16 protein-coding genes are annotated in these 15,875 nt (G+C 64.3%); 2 read left to right on the top strand and 14 right to left on the bottom strand.

The window, feature by feature from the left end; translation table 11 throughout:
* Positions 1 to 175 precede the first annotated feature (175 nt).
* Genes ychF through VQ044_RS13015 form a run of 3 tightly spaced genes read right to left on the bottom strand, consistent with a single transcriptional unit; the run spans position 176 to position 2,799 of the window.
* On the bottom strand, positions 176 to 1,279 hold the full coding sequence (ychF, locus tag VQ044_RS13025) for a redox-regulated ATPase YchF (RefSeq protein WP_327647656.1): 1,104 nt from the start codon (positions 1,277 to 1,279) through the stop codon (positions 176 to 178).
* A gap of 54 nt (positions 1,280 to 1,333) precedes the next feature.
* On the bottom strand, positions 1,334 to 2,074 hold the full coding sequence (gene pth, locus VQ044_RS13020) for an aminoacyl-tRNA hydrolase (protein ID WP_327647655.1): 741 nt from the start codon (positions 2,072 to 2,074) through the stop codon (positions 1,334 to 1,336).
* A gap of 47 nt (positions 2,075 to 2,121) precedes the next feature.
* On the bottom strand, positions 2,122 to 2,799 hold the full coding sequence (locus tag VQ044_RS13015; RefSeq protein ID WP_327647654.1) for a 50S ribosomal protein L25/general stress protein Ctc: 678 nt from the start codon (positions 2,797 to 2,799) through the stop codon (positions 2,122 to 2,124).
* A 387-nt stretch (positions 2,800 to 3,186) separates the two neighbouring features.
* On the opposite strand from VQ044_RS13015, the gene VQ044_RS13010 reads away from it, so the two are divergent.
* Positions 3,187 to 4,443 (top strand): adenylate/guanylate cyclase domain-containing protein, encoded by a 1,257-nt coding sequence (locus VQ044_RS13010; RefSeq protein ID WP_327647653.1) that lies wholly within the window; start codon positions 3,187 to 3,189, stop codon positions 4,441 to 4,443.
* 55 nt (positions 4,444 to 4,498) lie between these two features.
* Here VQ044_RS13010 and VQ044_RS13005 read toward each other — a convergent pair whose 3' ends face one another.
* The 7 genes from VQ044_RS13005 to lgt all read right to left on the bottom strand — a co-directional run bounded on the left by VQ044_RS13005 (position 4,499) and on the right by lgt (position 11,192).
* Positions 4,499 to 5,026, bottom strand: coding sequence for a hypothetical protein (locus VQ044_RS13005; RefSeq protein WP_327647652.1), 528 nt, complete (start codon positions 5,024 to 5,026; stop codon positions 4,499 to 4,501).
* A 113-nt stretch (positions 5,027 to 5,139) separates the two neighbouring features.
* Positions 5,140 to 6,072 (bottom strand): ribose-phosphate pyrophosphokinase, encoded by a 933-nt coding sequence (locus VQ044_RS13000; RefSeq protein WP_327623013.1) that lies wholly within the window; start codon positions 6,070 to 6,072, stop codon positions 5,140 to 5,142.
* 182 nt (positions 6,073 to 6,254) lie between these two features.
* Positions 6,255 to 7,061, bottom strand: a complete 807-nt coding sequence (locus tag VQ044_RS12995; protein ID WP_327647651.1) for a hypothetical protein — start codon at positions 7,059 to 7,061, stop codon at positions 6,255 to 6,257.
* A 137-nt stretch (positions 7,062 to 7,198) separates the two neighbouring features.
* Complete coding sequence (locus VQ044_RS12990; RefSeq protein WP_327647650.1) at positions 7,199 to 8,347, bottom strand: M24 family metallopeptidase; 1,149 nt, start codon at positions 8,345 to 8,347, stop codon at positions 7,199 to 7,201.
* Between the two features lie 3 nt (positions 8,348 to 8,350).
* Positions 8,351 to 9,160: a peptidoglycan editing factor PgeF gene (gene pgeF / locus VQ044_RS12985; protein ID WP_327647649.1), complete on the bottom strand. Its 810-nt coding sequence runs from the start codon at positions 9,158 to 9,160 to the stop codon at positions 8,351 to 8,353.
* A 44-nt stretch (positions 9,161 to 9,204) separates the two neighbouring features.
* Positions 9,205 to 10,314, bottom strand: coding sequence for a class I SAM-dependent methyltransferase (locus VQ044_RS12980; RefSeq protein ID WP_327647647.1), 1,110 nt, complete (start codon positions 10,312 to 10,314; stop codon positions 9,205 to 9,207).
* The gene (gene lgt / locus VQ044_RS12975; RefSeq protein WP_327647646.1) at positions 10,311 to 11,192 is read right to left on the bottom strand and encodes a prolipoprotein diacylglyceryl transferase; all 882 of its coding nucleotides are present in this window, start codon (positions 11,190 to 11,192) and stop codon (positions 10,311 to 10,313) included. The genes VQ044_RS12980 and lgt overlap by 4 nt, the downstream gene beginning before the upstream one ends.
* Before the next feature lie 283 nt (positions 11,193 to 11,475).
* Between lgt and VQ044_RS12970 the strand changes: the two genes are divergently transcribed.
* Entirely contained in the window at positions 11,476 to 11,904 is a 429-nt protein-coding gene (locus tag VQ044_RS12970) for an EF-hand domain-containing protein (protein ID WP_327647644.1), read from the top strand.
* An 85-nt stretch (positions 11,905 to 11,989) separates the two neighbouring features.
* Here the strand turns inward: VQ044_RS12970 and VQ044_RS12965 are convergent, their stop codons facing one another.
* The 4 genes from VQ044_RS12965 to VQ044_RS12950 all read right to left on the bottom strand — a co-directional run bounded on the left by VQ044_RS12965 (position 11,990) and on the right by VQ044_RS12950 (position 15,832).
* A complete protein-coding gene (locus VQ044_RS12965) occupies positions 11,990 to 13,219 on the bottom strand; it encodes an extracellular catalytic domain type 1 short-chain-length polyhydroxyalkanoate depolymerase (RefSeq protein ID WP_327647642.1) in 1,230 nt (409 codons plus the stop codon).
* Positions 13,220 to 13,446: 227 nt separating this feature from the next.
* Positions 13,447 to 14,124, bottom strand: coding sequence for a type 1 glutamine amidotransferase domain-containing protein (locus VQ044_RS12960; RefSeq protein ID WP_327647641.1), 678 nt, complete (start codon positions 14,122 to 14,124; stop codon positions 13,447 to 13,449).
* Between the two features lie 20 nt (positions 14,125 to 14,144).
* Complete coding sequence (locus VQ044_RS12955; protein ID WP_327623022.1) at positions 14,145 to 15,182, bottom strand: NADP-dependent oxidoreductase; 1,038 nt, start codon at positions 15,180 to 15,182, stop codon at positions 14,145 to 14,147.
* Between the two features lie 62 nt (positions 15,183 to 15,244).
* A complete protein-coding gene (locus VQ044_RS12950; protein ID WP_327650865.1) occupies positions 15,245 to 15,832 on the bottom strand; it encodes a TetR/AcrR family transcriptional regulator in 588 nt (195 codons plus the stop codon).
* Positions 15,833 to 15,875 lie beyond the last annotated feature (43 nt).

The raw sequence follows: 15,875 nt of genomic DNA, 5'->3' as shown, positions 1-15,875 counted from the left end.
GGCCTGGACGCTCATCGCCAGCATCCGAATGCTCACGAGGCGCATCGCAAGATATTGGATCTATTGCTGAACTTTTGAATCAGGCTCTCAACTGAAAATAACTGAGTGTCGGAGCGCGGGTAAACCAAACCTGATCATGGATAAATTCGGCGCATATTGTCCGAGAGTAGCTGGTTCAATTGTTGAACTTGAACATCAGCACATCGCCGTCCTGGACGACATATTCCTTACCCTCGTCGCGCGCCTTACCGGCTTCCTTGGCGGCCGTCTCGCCGCCGAGCTCGACGAAGTCGGAAAAGCCGATCGTCTGGGCGCGGATAAAGCCTTTTTCGAAGTCGGTATGGATGACGCCGGCCGCTTGTGGCGCCTTGGCACCGCGCTTGACCGTCCAGGCGCGCGCTTCTTTGGGACCGGCGGTAAAGTAGGTGATCAGGTCGAGGAGCTCGTAGCCAGCCTGGATCAGCCGATCGAGGCCGGGCTCGCTCAGGCCCATCGCTTCCAGATAGTCGCCGACTTCCTCGGACGGAAGCTGGGCGATCTCGGATTCGATCTCCGCCGAAATCACCACGGTTCGCGCTCCCTGACGCTCGGCCATCGCCGCCACCGCCTCGGAATGCGCGTTGCCGGTGGCCGCGTCGTCCTCGGCGACGTTGCAGACATAGAGAACCGGCTTTGAGGTCAAAAGGTTGAGGTTGCGCAACTCGCGCCGCTCCTCCGCGTCCATCCCAGCGAGAAGCACCCGCACCGGTTCGCCGGCCTGCAGCTTCTCCAGCGCCGCCTCCATGACCGGGAGGGCCTGCTGTGCCTCCTTGTCCTTGCCGGCCGCCTTTTTTCGGGTGGAGACCGTGCGTCGCTCAAGACTCTCGAGGTCCGACAGCATCAGCTCGGTCTCGACCGTCTCGGCATCGGCGACGGGGTCGATCTTCCCCTCGACATGGACGATGTCGTCATCTTCGAAGCAGCGCAGCACATGCACGATGGCGTCGACCTCGCGGATATTGGCGAGGAACTGGTTGCCGAGCCCTTCGCCCTTTGACGCGCCGCGCACCAGGCCGGCGATGTCGACGAAGGTGATCCGCGTGGCGATGATTGCCGCCGACTTGGCGATCCGGGCGATGTCCTTCAGCCGCGCGTCCGGCACTGGCACGTCGCCGGTATTCGGCTCGATGGTGCAGAACGGATAATTGGCGGCCGCCGCGGCGGCGGTCTTGGTGAGCGCGTTGAACAGCGTCGATTTGCCGACATTCGGCAGGCCGACGATACCGCATCTGAAACCCATGGGTTCTGGTCCTTGTCTTCGTGCGGGGCGATCCCGGCAGAGCTTCGGCCCCGCTCAGTCCTTCGACCCGAAAATTCGTTTCAGCATCTCGGCCATCGGACCCTTGTCCGGCAGCGTCACCGCCGGGCCGCTGCCGCGTGCCTGGCGAATGTGGCTTTGGCTCTTGCCGTTGCCCTGGCGCTTGGCAGGTCCCGCCGACGCGCCCTTGGCGCCCGTCGGCTCACTCGACCCGGTGGCAACGCTCACCTTGTTCATGAACAGGGCATCATCGCCGGCGACCAAACTGTCGATGTGACGGGCGACCGCCTCGATCAAGGGATCGAGCCATTCCCGGTCCACCTTGGCGAAGTCTCCGAGGACGTACGGCGTGACGGCGTCCTTGCTGCCGGGGTGGCCGATACCGAGGCGCACGCGCTTATAATCCTTGGTGCCGAGATGGGCGTCGATCGATCGAAGCCCGTTATGGCCGCCATTGCCGCCGCCGGTCTTCACCCGCAGTTTGGCCGGCGCCAGATCGAGTTCGTCATGGATGACGACGATGTTCGCGGGCTCGATCTTGAAGAAGCGCGCCGCCTCGCCGACCGAGCGGCCGGACTCGTTCATGAAGGTCTGCGGCTTGACGAGAAGCACCTTCTCAGCCCCGATCTGGCCTTCGGCGATCTCGGCGGAAAACTTCTTCGACCAAGGGGAGAAGGACGGGTCCCTGGCAATCTCGTCGATCGCCATGAACCCGATATTGTGGCGATTCCCGGCGTAGCGGGAGCCGGGATTGCCCAATCCTGCGATCAGCAACATCGCCCGGCTCCTTTTTCTCGTGAACGTGGCTCGGTGGAGCCGGCCGCTTACTTGTCCTCGCCGGAATCGTCCCCGGCGTTGCCATCAGCAACCTCGGTTGCCTCGACTTCGTCAGCCGCCTCGGCTTCCGCCGCTGCCTCATCTTCTTCCGACCGGAGCGCGGCCGGGGCCGCGATCGTCGCGATAGTGAAGTCGCGGTCGGTGATGGTCAGATCGACGCCCTTCGGCAACGTCAGCGCCGACGCATGGATCGACGCACCGATCTCGAGGCCGGTGAGATCCAGGGTAAACGCCTCGGGAATGGCGCTTGCCGGCGCGACAACCTCGACCGTATAGCGCACGACGTTGAGAACACCGCCGCGCTTCAGGCCCGGCGCATCGTCCTCGTTCTCGAAGTGAACCGGGATTTCGACGGTCACGCGGGTCTTTGCGGAAACGCGCAGAAAGTCGACATGCATCAGAAAGTCGCGGATCGGCTCCAGCTGATAGTCTTTCGGCAGCACTTGGATCTTCTTGCCGTTCAGCTCGATCGTTGCGACATGGGTCATGAAACCGCCGGCGTGCAACGCCAGAAAGGTTTCCTTGTAGGGGATGGCGATCGGCTGCGGATCTTGCTTGTCGCCGTAGATGACGGCGGGAATCATTCCGGAGCGGCGAAGATGTCTGGCGGCCCCCTTGCCGACCTTGTCGCGCGCCTCGGCTTTGACCGTGAAGGTCTCGCTCATGGCTATATCCTTTTGTTTGCGAGGTGGTCGCGCGGACGTCTTGTCCGAAACGACGAAAAGCGGACCCGTCAGCAAAAGCCGACCAGACCGCTCAACTCCGCGCTGCCTCCAAGGGTGTCTGCGCGGACGGGGTGCCTATAGCGCAAGGCGCGGGGAGGAGCAAGGCGGGCGAGGCCAAGAGGTTATTCTGCGCCTTGCCCTATCGGGGAATAACCCAATTCGGAACAGACTATCTAGCGAGATACCCTGTGGTCCGATATCCAGATTCGCCTGGATGCAATGAATTCGCTACGCTCTTATTCCGTTACGAAAAGTTCTGCATCATCGTTGCCATCACAGGCCGGCCGAGCGGTGCTTTTCAACGTAGGCCGAGGGAGCTGCGGGGCCATGCCAGAATCCCTTTTGTTCCGCGGCATTGCCGATTGGCTGCTGGACCGGGCGCTACACGATGGCGATCTCAGCGAAACGGTGCGCGAACTCGGCCGGCGGCTGATCACAGGCGGCGTACCGGTCTGCCGCATCAATGTCGGCGGCCTGCTGCTTCATCCCGTTCTCGGCGCCCTTGACATGACATGGGATATGGCGAGCGATACTTGCCGAAGCCAGTCAATTCCGCGCGCGGCGGCGAAGTCGTCGCAATTCCAGAAGGCGCCATTCTACCAGTTGGTCAAGCATCAGGTCCGGTTCCAGCGGACGCGGCTCGACGACCCCAAGGCATGTGAGCAGTTTCCGCTCTTCGTAATGCTTCGGGAGGCGGGCATGACGGATTACATTGCATGTTACGAGAGCTACGGGCGAGCCGATCCACTAGACTGGGCCGACCTGCCGGCCGGCACGGAGGGATCCATGGTGTCCTTTTGCACCCGGCGGATCGGCGGCTTTTCCCGGTCGGAAGTCGACAATCTTCGCGGGCTTTCCGTAGCGATCGCGCTCACGGTCAAAATGGCCAGTGACCGCAACCTCGCCGAAGTCCTGCTGGAGACCTATCTCGGCACACTGTCCGGGCGCAGCGTTCTGGCCGGATTGGTTGAGAAGGGCGACGGCCGGGTGATTGACTGCGCCCTCTGGTTCAGCGATCTCAGGGGCTCAACTACGCTCGCCGCACAGCTCAGTATCGACGACTATTTCGCGACGATCAACGATTATTTCGACTGTACGGCCGGAGCCGTCATCGATCATGGTGGCGAAGTGCTGAAATACATCGGCGATGGCGTACTGGCGATTTTTCCGTTCGAGACCACCACCCGGCCGGTAGCGGAAATGTGCATGGCGGCGATGATGACGGCGCGCGAGGCGCTCTCCCGCGCCGATTGCAAGAACAAGATGCGGGCAGAACAGGGGATCGATCCTATTGCCTTCGGAATAGGCCTGCATGCCGGCAAGGTAATCTACGGGAATGTCGGGACCGAACGGCGACTTGACCTGACGGTGACCGGGCCGGCAGCCAATGAAGTCACACGGCTGGAATCACTCACCAAGAGCCTCTCCACGCCTGTCGTGGCGTCGCGCGCGTTCGATGATCTATATCAGGGCGATCTCGTTTGCCTGGGACGGCAGGCGGCGCCGGGCATCAAGGCGGGGATCGAGGCGTTCGCCGTTCCAGGCATCGGGACAGCGGCCCCCGCAATCGCTGCGCAGTCCTGATCAAGCTGCTGCTCGGTGTGGCAAATCCTGGATCGACCACGCGACGCCGGCCGTGTCATTCCGGGCTCGGCGCCTTCCAGCCGTCCGGCAGGACAGGGTTGCGCGTATAGCCCGGCCCGATGGTCAGCGGGGCGGGCGGCATGACGGCGTCGGACATTTGCGAGGCAACGGTGAACGCGTCCTCGAATAGCACCGCGTCGTCGCCATTTTGAACGAGACGTACCGTCACGCGGTAAGGCTTGTTCTTTTCGATGCCGCTGAGAGGCGGAGAGCGCAGGCCGTACCGCTTGCTGCGCGGTGTCAGCTTGGTGCTGACGAGAAACGGCGGTCCACCGGCGGGGTCTTCGAACGACGCTTCGATGCGCGAATAGTTCCGCACCGGCTTCTCGACGATGGCGGTGAAGCCGTAATAGGCGTCCGCGACACGGTAATTGAAGATGAAGCCGGAGCCGGCGATGGTCAGATACGGCTTGTCGGCGACGTTCTCGCGGGTTGCCAGGCCAATGGCGAACAGGATCGCGACAAGGCCGATGCTGGCAAGGAGCACCTGCCGGACACTGATTTGGTCGAGGCGGTTGAGCATGGCCCGGCTCCCGGTTTCGGGGGGCAGGCTGATAATATTACGCCGAAAATCGCCGCGCGGCCAGATGCGATCGGGCGCTGAACGATCGCGCCGGCGCCGGCGCTGGCAGCCTCTCAGTCGAACAGGCTGGAGACCGATTCCTCGGATGCGGTGCGGGCGATCGCCTCGCCGAGAAGGTTCGCGGTGGTCACGACCCGGATGTTGTGGGCGGCAAGGATCGCCTTAGTCGGCTGGATCGAATCGGTGATCACCAGTTCCTTAAGGCTCGAGGCGGTGATGCGGGCGGCGGCCCCGCCCGACAGGACGCCGTGGGTGATGTAGGCCGAGGCGCTGTTGGCGCCGGCCTTCACCAGCGCGTCGGCGGCGTTACACAGCGTGCCGCCGGAATCGATGATGTCGTCGATCAGGATGCAGTTGCGGCCGGTGACGTCGCCGATGATGTTCATCACCTCCGAATCGCCGGGCCGGTCGCGGCGCTTGTCGACGATGGCAAGCGGCGCGTCGAGGCGCTTGGCCAGCGCCCGCGCGCGCACGACGCCGCCGACGTCCGGCGAGACGACCATCAGGTTCGACAGATCCTGATGCGCCTTCACGTCGCGCGCGATCAACGGTACCGCGAAGAGATTGTCGGTGGGAATGTCGAAGAAGCCCTGGATTTGCCCGGCATGGAGATCCAGCGTCATGACACGATCTGCGCCGGCCTCGGTGATCAGATTGGCGACCAGCTTGGCGGAGATCGGCGTGCGGCCGCCGGCCTTCCGGTCCTGCCGGGCATAGCCGAAATAGGGGACTACGGCGGTGATGCGGCGGGCCGAGGCCCGGCGCAGGGCATCGATCATGATCAGCAGTTCCATGAGATGATCGTTGGCCGGATAGGCCGTCGACTGGACGATGAAGACATCCTCGCCGCGCACATTCTCCTGGATTTCGACGAAGATTTCCTGATCGGCGAAACGTCGGACCATGGCGTCGCCGAGAGGCAATTCCAGGTAGCGTCCGATGGCTTCTGCGAGAACGCGATTGGAATTGCCGCTGAACAGTTTCATCGCGTTCTTTCCGGTAATCGGACCACCGATTGGGCAAGCGCTATGGCAAGCCGTATCTGGGCGGTGTCCTTGGCGAGGCCGATCGATGGAGGGGCTCATAACAACATCGCGCCAATCGTCAACCCGCGCGGTTTCGCAGTGCGGCAAGAATCACCCAAGCGGCACGCAAGGCGAGACGATGCTCAGCCAGCGCGGGGCGCTAATTCCGAGGCCTCGCTGAGGGTCCGCCTGGCAACGGTCTGGAAGGTGGTCAGATCAACCGCCGCCCATGGATCGTCCGTCTTGCCGGGGATGGTCTCCTGGCCCTGGATGCGCTTGATGCGCTGGTCGTTGGCGTCGAGCACGTCCCAGACATAGACGAGCGTGGTCGTGGAGCCGTCGTTGAACGCCGAGAAATAGCCCTTGAGCCGAACATCCGTAACCGATTCCGAGGCGGGCCGGATCCGCAGGCCCTGCGCCGCTGCCGTGTCGGACAGCGCGCGGGCGAGCAATTCGGCCTTGTCCTGAGGCGCCCCGACCAGTGGCAGGAACTGGATTTCGCCCGTGGTCCGGACTGCCGCGGTGGAGGAAGCGGGCATAGCCGCAGGCGGTGGGGTGGCGGCCGCTTGAGTCGGCGGCGGGGCGAGTGGCTCGGATGCGAGAGTTGCGGGAGGAGGAGCGAGCGGCGCGGATGCGACAGCGGCACGCCGGGGCGTGAGCGGCTCGGACGCGGCAGGTGGATAGGCTGCGGCCGGAGAGGCGGCGGCGGGATAAGCCGCGACCGGATACTGGGCCTGCGGCGCGGGCGGCGGTGCCCATATGCTATCGCCGGCTGCCGCGGACATCGAGCCCACTGGCGCTCCGAGCATGCTTGTCGAACCGATGTCGATACTCGGCACCGGGCCATTCTGTCCCATGCCGATGGTGCCGTCGACGCCGGTACAGGCGGTGAGGACCGCGGAAAGGCTGACGGCAATGACCGGCGCGCGACGGGCGTTGCGGGTTTTCACGGGAGCTGTTCCCTTGCCGTTGTCAGGTCTGGCGTTTCCACCAGTCGAACGTCAGCAACCTCTTGCAGGGAAATCTTAAAAAACCCTCGAAAATGGCACTTTGGCCCGGTCGATGCGCGCGATTCGATTGTTGTGCTTTACAGAACGATAAGATCGAGCGGCAAGCGCGATAGCGGCTCCGGCTCGGCCGTCGTCGTCAGATAGGTGCGCCCGAGCGTCATGGCGGTCTCGCTATCGGAATCCATGATGATCATGTGGGCGAACAGAGTCATGCCCGGCTCGATGACAGCCGGATTACCGGAATGGAACATCGGCATGTCCATCCAGGATGGGGCGTAGCGCGCGCCGAGCGAATAGCCGCAGGCGCTCAGCCGGTGGCGGGCCAGCTCGTGCGCCTCCATGACGGCGGCATGGGCGTCGAAGACATCGCCGAACGTATGACCGGGCTGCATGGTCGCTTCCACCGCTTCCAGCGCCTCCCGGGCGGCGGCATGCAGTTCGAGGTGCCGGTCGGTGGGCCGGCCGACGATCACGGTGCGCATCAATGCCGCGTGGTACTGGGCCTTGACGCCGGCCCATTCGAGGGTCAGCTGGTCCGCTTCGTCGAGCTTTCGCCGACCGGATTTGTAGCGGCAGAGCAGGGCGTCGCGGCCCGACCCGACGATGAAGGGGTTGGCGGGGTAGTCGCCTCCCTGTCGAAGGATCTCGCCTTGCATTGCCGCGAGGATTTCGGCCTCGTCCGCCCCCGGCCGGATCAGCGGCCGGGCGGCGTCGAAGGCGTCGTCGGCGAGGCGCGCGGCTTCGCGGACCATGTCGATCTCGGCCGGGCTCTTGATTGCCCGCAACATCGGGATAAGCGTCGAGGCGTCCTTCAGCGACGCGAACGAGCCGAGCCGTTCCGCAACCTGCTGGCCGTTGGCGGCGGTAAGCCCGTGGGTTGCCCATTCGACGCCGATGCGCGCCCCGAGCAAACCCATCTCGTCCAGCATGTCGCGCAGATCGATGACGGGATCGGCGCTACCTCGGTCACGCCAGACCGTGATCACATCGAGTATCGAGGTATGGCGAGCCTGGCGAAGATCGGCCGAGCGGGTCAAAAGGCGCATCTCGCCGTTCGCCTTGACCACGAGACTCTGGAAGAAGCAGAAGCCAAACGAATCGTAGCCGGTCAGCCAATACATCGAATCCTGGGCGAACAGCATCATCGCGTCCAGCTTCTGCTCGGCCATTTCGAGCATCAGCCGGTCCCGCCGAGCCTCGAATTCGTCCCGTCCGAAATGCAGCATCGGTCAGCCTCTCAGAGCGATGGCGGATAGCTGGCGGCCGTAGTCGGGCTCGCCGCGATGGGTGGTGCGCCGGTAGGAAAAGAAACGATCGGGGTCGGTGTAGGTGCAGGTGCCGACGAAACTCGCGGCGACCCCGCTGGCCCGCAATTGTGCCAGGATGAAGCCCGGCAGGTCGAACTGGCGTTTATCGGGCGACGCTCCGCCGAGGAAGAAACGCTCTCTCGTCGCGTCGCCGTCGAGGAACTCGGTCATCATGTTGACGCTCACCTCGTAGTTGGGCTGCGTGATCGTCGGTCCCAGCACGGCCGCGATCGAATCCCGGTCCGCGCCGGCTCTCTCCATCGCCGCGACCGTGGCTTCGAGGACGCCGCCAAGCGCCCCGCGCCAGCCGGCATGGGCGGCGCCGATCACGCCGTTCCTCGGGTCGGCGAAGAGCACCGGCCCGCAGTCGGCGGTCACGACGCCGATGGCGAGCCCGGGGCGGCCGGTCACGATGCCGTCGACGCGTGGTCGTTCCCCCGTGAACGGTCCATCGACCACGACGGCTTCTCCGGAATGGACTTGCCACGGAGTGGCAAGATTATCCGGTGTCGCTCCCAGCGTGGCGGCCGCTCGGGCGCGATTTTCCTCGACATCCTCGCGCCGGTCGTTCGAGCCGGCACCGACGTTCAGACCCTCATAGATGCCTTCCGATACCCCGCCGAGACGCGTGAAAAAGGCATGGCTGACGCACCCGGCACCGGTCAGGCGGTCCGAGCGGATGATCGCCGTATCGGCGAGGGGAGTAGCGGGGCTTGCTCGGGTATCGGACATGGCGCGGGATGGTGGTGGAGGGTTCGGGCGAAGTCAATGCGGCGTCAATCGACCCCGGCCAGCCCGAAAGGCGGTAAAGACATCGGGCGAGAAGACGCTGACAATACCTTGAAAAGAATCCCCATCTCTTTCTCGCTGGTGCCTGCCAGCCGCGCCACCGCGGCCCGGATTTCCTCCTGCCCCGCCTCGTCCATTCCACTGCCGAGAGTGCCGGCGCGTTCGAGGAGACCAAGGGCGAGCAGACATTCACCCTGGGGCGCGGCGGCAGAGACTGCGAGCCCTGTATGTCGAAACGGCGCCGCGATCCGCGCGAAATCGACATGGCTGGTGAGGTCCGCTTCGCCCGGCCGGTCGAGCGGATCTGCGAAGGCATGGCCGTGGATCGCCTGTAGCGTGTCCCCGAAGCCGGTCGCGGCATGGCCGTAGTCGATGAACAGCCCGGCACCGCCGTCCTCGGCCAGGCGCTGGGCGATGGCCGCCGCCAGGGTCTCGCGCGCCGGCGACACTTCGAGGACCGCGCCGGCCATCGGCGGGTGCGGCAAAGTCGCGGCGATCTTGCCAGGCGTTTCCGGCCTTGCCTGGCACAGCACGAACTCGAACCGCCCGCTATCGGCGACCGAGACGCAGCGCTCGCGCCAGCTCTCGCCGTCGAAGACGAATTGGCGGATGGCGAGTGCGTCGAAGAGTTCGTTGGCGACGAGAAGCAGTGGCTCCCGTTCCAGATCCGCGATCCGTCTGACCCGGCGGATCGGCAGATCGAAACGGTCGAGCGTCGTCATCTGTTCGGCGGCGAGCCGGTCGCTGGTTTCCACCAATCGGACCTTGGCGGCCTTGAGGCAGTCCGGTGCGACCGACCGCAAGGTGCGCAGGATGTCGGCCATCAGCGTACCGCGTCCCGGCCCGATCTCGGCGAGCAGGAACGAAGCTGGGGACCCGTGTTCGCGCCACGCCGCGGCGATCCAGGCGCCGATCAGTTCGCCGTACATCTGGCTGATCTCCGGCGCGGTGATGAAATCGCCGGTCCGGCCGAACGGCTCGCGCGCCGCGTAATAGCCATGCTCGCGGTCGAACAGCGCCAAGTCCCAATAGCGATCGAGGCCGATCGCCCCCTCGATGCGGATCAACTCCGCGATCTTGCGGGCGAGCGGGTTCAAGATTGTGCGGCGCCGGTTCCCGCGTCCTCCACGGGGCGCGGCTCGTAGGCGCGCGGCTTGGCGGTTGCCATGCCCCAGATGCCGATGAGCAGCATCGGAATCGACAGCACCATGCCCATCGTGAGCCAGCCGCCGTACAGATAGCCGAGCTGCACGTCGGGCATGCGGAACAGCTCCACGAAGATGCGGGCGCAGCCATAGCCGAACAGAAACAATCCTCCGACGAAGCGGGGACGGCCGAGCATCTTGAAGTGATGGGTGGCAATCCTGAGGATCAGCCACAACACGATGCCTTCGAGCGCGGCTTCGTAGAGTTGGCTCGGGTGCCGGGGCAGGGCGTCGGGGGCATAGGGAAACACCATCGCCCAGGAGACGCTGGTCGGCGCGCCCCACAGCTCGCCATTGATGAAGTTGGCAATGCGTCCGAAGAATAGCCCAAACGGCACCGATGCGGCGACCACGTCGATCAGGCTCCATACTGGCACCTTGTAGACCCGGCAGAAGATCAGCATGGCGACGAAGACCCCGATGAGGCCGCCGTGGAAGGCCATGCCGCCCTCCCAGACCTTGAAGATGGCTAGCGGTTCAGCGGCGTATCGCTCGAAATCGTAGAAGAACACGGAGCCCAATCGCCCGCCGATGACGATGCCGAGGGTGAGATACAGGATCAGGTCGTCGATATGGGTCTTGGTGATCGGCGAGACGCCGTTCGGCCAGAGCTTGGTGTTGCCGACGAGATAGCGCCCGTAGAGCCAGCCGCAGAGAATGCCGGCGACATAGGACAGGCCATACCAGCGCAACTGGACCGGTCCGAGATCGAGAAAGACCGGGTCGATCTGCGGATAGGTCAGGACGCCGAGAGTGGGAAGGGTGAGCATCGAACCGCCGTTACAAGATTGCCGGCGCATAACGCCGCTTGGAATGCGGCGGGACATAGACCTTGTCCCTACTGGAGGGTCAAGGGCGCCGCTGAATGATTACAGCATCGCGCGAAGCGTTGATTTGCGTCAATGCCGCGGCAGGCCGCAAGGCCGATAACGTCTCCATCGCCTATGTCGCCGGTCGCGGTCTTTGACGAACCTCAGACTCGGTTTCGCGCGCGACAGCGCCCGGCAACGAGGCTCGATGCCGGCCGTGCCGGCGATCAAGAGGAGACCCACGATGTTCAAGTCGATATTGGCGTTGACGACATCCGCGTTGATCCTGGCCGGCAGCGCCATGGCCGCCAAAGGCGACCAGGACCATGGGGCGACCGGACAGCAGGATCGAACAGGCAAGATGATGCAGCAGCAGGACGACGACATGATGCGTCCGGGCGGGCAGCGGTCGGAGCGAGACGACGACGACCTTGACGAGCGGTGGGGCATGCGGGGCGGTATGATGGGTTCCCGCATGGGCGGCGCTCATATGATGCGGATGATGATGATCCTGCTCGATATCGACGGCGATGGCGCTTTGTCACTCGATGAGGTCCAGGCCGTGCATGCGCGGTTCTTCAAGGCGGTCGACGCCGACGCGAATGGCAAGGTCACGATCGAGGAAATGCAGGTCTTCATGTCACCAATGGGCGGCAGGCCGGGTCGTCAGTAGGCCTCTTGGTATGACGGGAAACCGGGCGCCACTGGTTGCGCCCGGCATCCTGCATGGTTTTTAGCGTACCGCTCCGTCGTGGCGTTCAGCCGCGCGTTGCCCCGGCTTGCTCGCGGAAGAACCGCAGCATTTCGCGGCTGGCGTCGGGGCCTTTCGGCTCCGTATAGGTTCCGGCGGGACTGCCGCCGGACCATGCGTGGCCGGCGCCATGCAGGACCCAATGTTCAAGCGAAGACCCTCGTTGGTCGTCGGCGTGGACCGTCTGGGTATATCGTATCCCGCCGGGGGCTTCGCCCTGGCGAATTTCGGTCTGGACTCCGGCGGCGGCCTTCGCCTGTTCAATCACATGCTCGCCATTGACGGGATGCACGGTAGCGTCGCGATCACCATGGAAGACGATGGTCGGGACGAAGCCGCCGGACAGCGACGTCTGGGAGTCGGGGGCGGCGCCTTTGCGCATCGCTGCGAAGGCGGACCCCATGTCGCGCGCGGCCCCGCGGGCGAGGCCCGAATGGACGCCGACGGCGGTGAAAAGCTCGGGATAGGTCGCCCCCATGATCGCTGCCGCGGCGCCACCAGCGGACAGGCCGGCGACGTAGACGCATTTCGGCTCGACGGAAAATTCGTCGATGATCTGTCGGGTGATTCCGGCGATCAGCGACGGCTCGCCGCGATCGCGCTCCTGATCGCCCGCATTGAACCAGTTCCAGCATTTGGAGGTGTTGGCCGAGCGGGACTGGGCGGGGTAGGCCACCAGGAAGGTCTGCTCCTCGGCCAGCTCGTTCATCCGCGTGCCAGCGGCGAAGTCGTCGGGCGACTGGGTACAGCCGTGCAGCATGACGACGAGTGGCACCGCCTGCCCATCATATCCGCTCGGGACATAGATCTTGTAGTCGCGGCTTCCCGCCGCGTTGGCGTAGGTGCGGGCGGAAAATCGGGCACCCTCGGGCAAGGGACCTGTGTCGGGAGCGAGCGGCGAACCGCCGAGACCCTCGAACCCTTGCGTCCCGATCCGGTCGAGAAATCCACGCAGTACCTGCGGGATCGCGGATTTTTTCGGCTCGATCCGCGGGTCTCTGTCCGGGGAAGGTGATGCGGTCCGGGTCTTTGAAGCCACGGCGGGCGGGGTGATGTCGATGACGGAAGCTGGGTCACCTGCAGGCCGGCGATCCTTGTCGTGCTGTGCGTCGAAACCCGCGGCCGACGAGGCCTCGTCCGAACTCAACCCTTGCAGAAGGGCCATCGCTTCCTGGAGTTGCCCGTTTCGGGTCAGACGGGTCGCCTCCATCATGGTGGCCTTGGAAAGTGGTTTCATGGATTGAAATCCTGTGGGGAGGAGTCCGCAGCCCGGTGCCCTCCACTTGGGAGAAGAACGCGAGTGCAGTGAATGCAAGGGAGGAATGCTGCATTGCAGCAATTGGTTCCCGATGACGGTAACAATCATCGATACCTCGGACGAACCAACCGAAACGCCACCCGTCATTTCAGCCGGACGCCGCCCTCCAACGACCAAGAGAGGCCGATGGAGGGCAGTGGTTCGGTTTATTTCAGGAGCTTCAGCAACTCTTTCGCGGCCTCTTCGGACGAGGCCGGGTTCTGGCCGGTCACGAGCTTGCCGTCGACGACGACGTAGGAACCCCAGTCGGCGCCCTTTTCGTAAAGGCCGCCATTCGCCTTGAGCATGTCCTCCACCAGGAAGGGCACCACGTTGGTGAGGCCGACGGCCTCTTCCTCGGTATTGGTGAATCCCGCCACGCGACGGCCGGAAACCAGCGGCTTGCCGTCCATGCCTTTGGTGTGGCGGAAGATCGCCGGGGCATGACAGACGGCGCCAACCGGGCGATCGCTGGCGGCGAACGCTTCGATCAGGCGCTTGCTGTCGGCGCTCTCGGCTAGATCCCAGAGCGGGCCGTGGCCACCCGGATAGAAGACCGCGTCGAAGTCCGCCGGGTCGATTTCCGCGAGCTTGACGGTCGTGGCGAGCGCCTTCTGCGCGGCGTCATCCTTCTTGAAGCGTTCGGTCGCTTCGGTCTGGGCGTCCGGCGCATCGCTCTTCGGGTCGAGTGGCGGCTGGCCGCCCTTTGGCGATGCGATGGTGATCTTGGCGACAGCGTCGCGCAGAACGTAATAGGGCGCGGCGAATTCCTCCAGCCAGAAGCCGGTCTTTTCGCCGGTGTCGCCGAGGGTGTCGTGGGAGGTGAGGACCATCAGAATGTTCATGTGTCTATCCTTGAGATTGATTATTTCGTGTTGCCGACGCGGATCACCCGCTTGCCGAAATTCTCGCCCTTGAGCAGGCCGAAGAGGGCCTGAGGTGCGTTTTCGAGACCGTCGATGATCTCTTCGCGGTAGTGAATCTTCCCCGCTTCGATCCACGCACTCATCGCTTTGGCGAATTCGGGATAGAGGTGGACGAAGTCGTTGAAGATGATGAAGCCGCGCACGGTGAGCTGCTTGCGCAGTATCTGGCCCATCAGCCAGTTCATCCGGTCCGGCCCGTCGGGCAGGCTGGTGGCGTTGTATTGCGAGACCAGGCCGCAGACCGGAATGCGGGCGCCGATATTGAGCAGCGGCACGACCGCGTCGAGGACCTTGCCGCCGACATTCTCGAAATAGATGTCGATGCCGTCAGGCGTCGCGGCTTTCAGCTGTTCGGCGAAATCCCCGGATTTGTGATCGATGCAAGCGTCGAAGCCGAGCGTGTCGACGGCGTAGGCACACTTGTCGGGACCGCCCGCAATGCCGACGACGCGGCAGCCCATGAGCTTGCCGATCTGGCCGACCGTGGCGCCCACCGGACCGGTAGCCGCGGCGACGACGAGGGTTTCCCCAGCCTTCGGCGCGCCGATCTGGGTGAGCCCCGCCCAGGCGGTGAAGCCGGGCATGCCCATGATGCCGAGCGCCCAGGATGGATGCTTGGGATCGCGGCCCAGCGCCGTTACGCCTTGGCCGTCCGACAGCGCGTAGTCCTGCCAGCCATTGAAGCTGAGCACCCAGTCGCCCGTGTCGAAACCCTTCAGCTTGGATTCGACGACCTTTGACACCGTGCCGCCGACCATGACCTCGCCAACCGCGACCGGCGGGGCATAGGAGGGCGCGTCGCTCATGCGGCCGCGCATATAGGGATCGAGCGACAGGAACTCGGTGCGCAACAGCATCTGGCCATCCGCGGGAGCGGGGATGTCGATGCTTTCGAGCTTGAGTGTGCTGTCCGTCGGCTCGCCCTTGGGGCGCTCGGCGAGGACGATACGGCGGTTGGCGTTGTCGGTCTGGGACATGATCAACTTTCGATTGTGGTTCGAGGGAGGGCGCGCGACCGTTGGTCCGGCGCGAGACAATTTCAGGGCCGACGGATCAGCCTCTCGGTCGCCGCCATGGCGACATCGAAAGGAGAGCCGTCCCGTGCCAGACTGGCCATGAGGCTCGCACCGAGCCAGATCTGGTAAAGGGTCGTGGCGAGGGCTTCCGGATCGTCGGTCGGGCCGATCGACCCGTCGCTGACGCCTTGGCGCAGAGCCGAGGCCAATTTGGCCACGATGGCACCGACCCCGTCCTGCAGGATCGCGCTCATGCCGGGCGACAGGTCGGCGACCTCGGCGGACAGCTTGACCACAAGGCACCGATCCTCCGACCGGGAGCTGCATTGTTTCAGCCGCCAGTCCGAGAAATAGGCCAGCAGGCGATCCTTCGCCGACAGGGCGGTGTTGTCGAGTGTGTGGGTGAGATCGGCCTTGTAGCCTTTCACGAAGCTCTCAAGCAGCGCGCAGCCATAGGCCTCCTTGGACGGGAAATAATGGTAGAAGGACCCTTTCGGCACTGCGGCCGCCTTCAGAAGTTCCTGAAGTCCCACGGCCGTGAATCCCCGCTGGGCGGCGAGCCCTCTTCCTACGGTCAAAAGATGCGTGCGGGTATCGGTCATGGCCGACATATTGGGTCGATTAGACCGGTCGTCTAGTGGGGTAGGCCGAAAA

The organism is Aurantimonas sp. C2-5-R2, assembly GCF_036549495.1.
GTDB lineage: Bacteria > Pseudomonadota > Alphaproteobacteria > Rhizobiales > Rhizobiaceae > Aurantimonas > Aurantimonas coralicida_A.
Note: the sequence above shows the minus strand (reverse complement) of the source record. Positions and strands in the feature narration are given on the sequence as shown.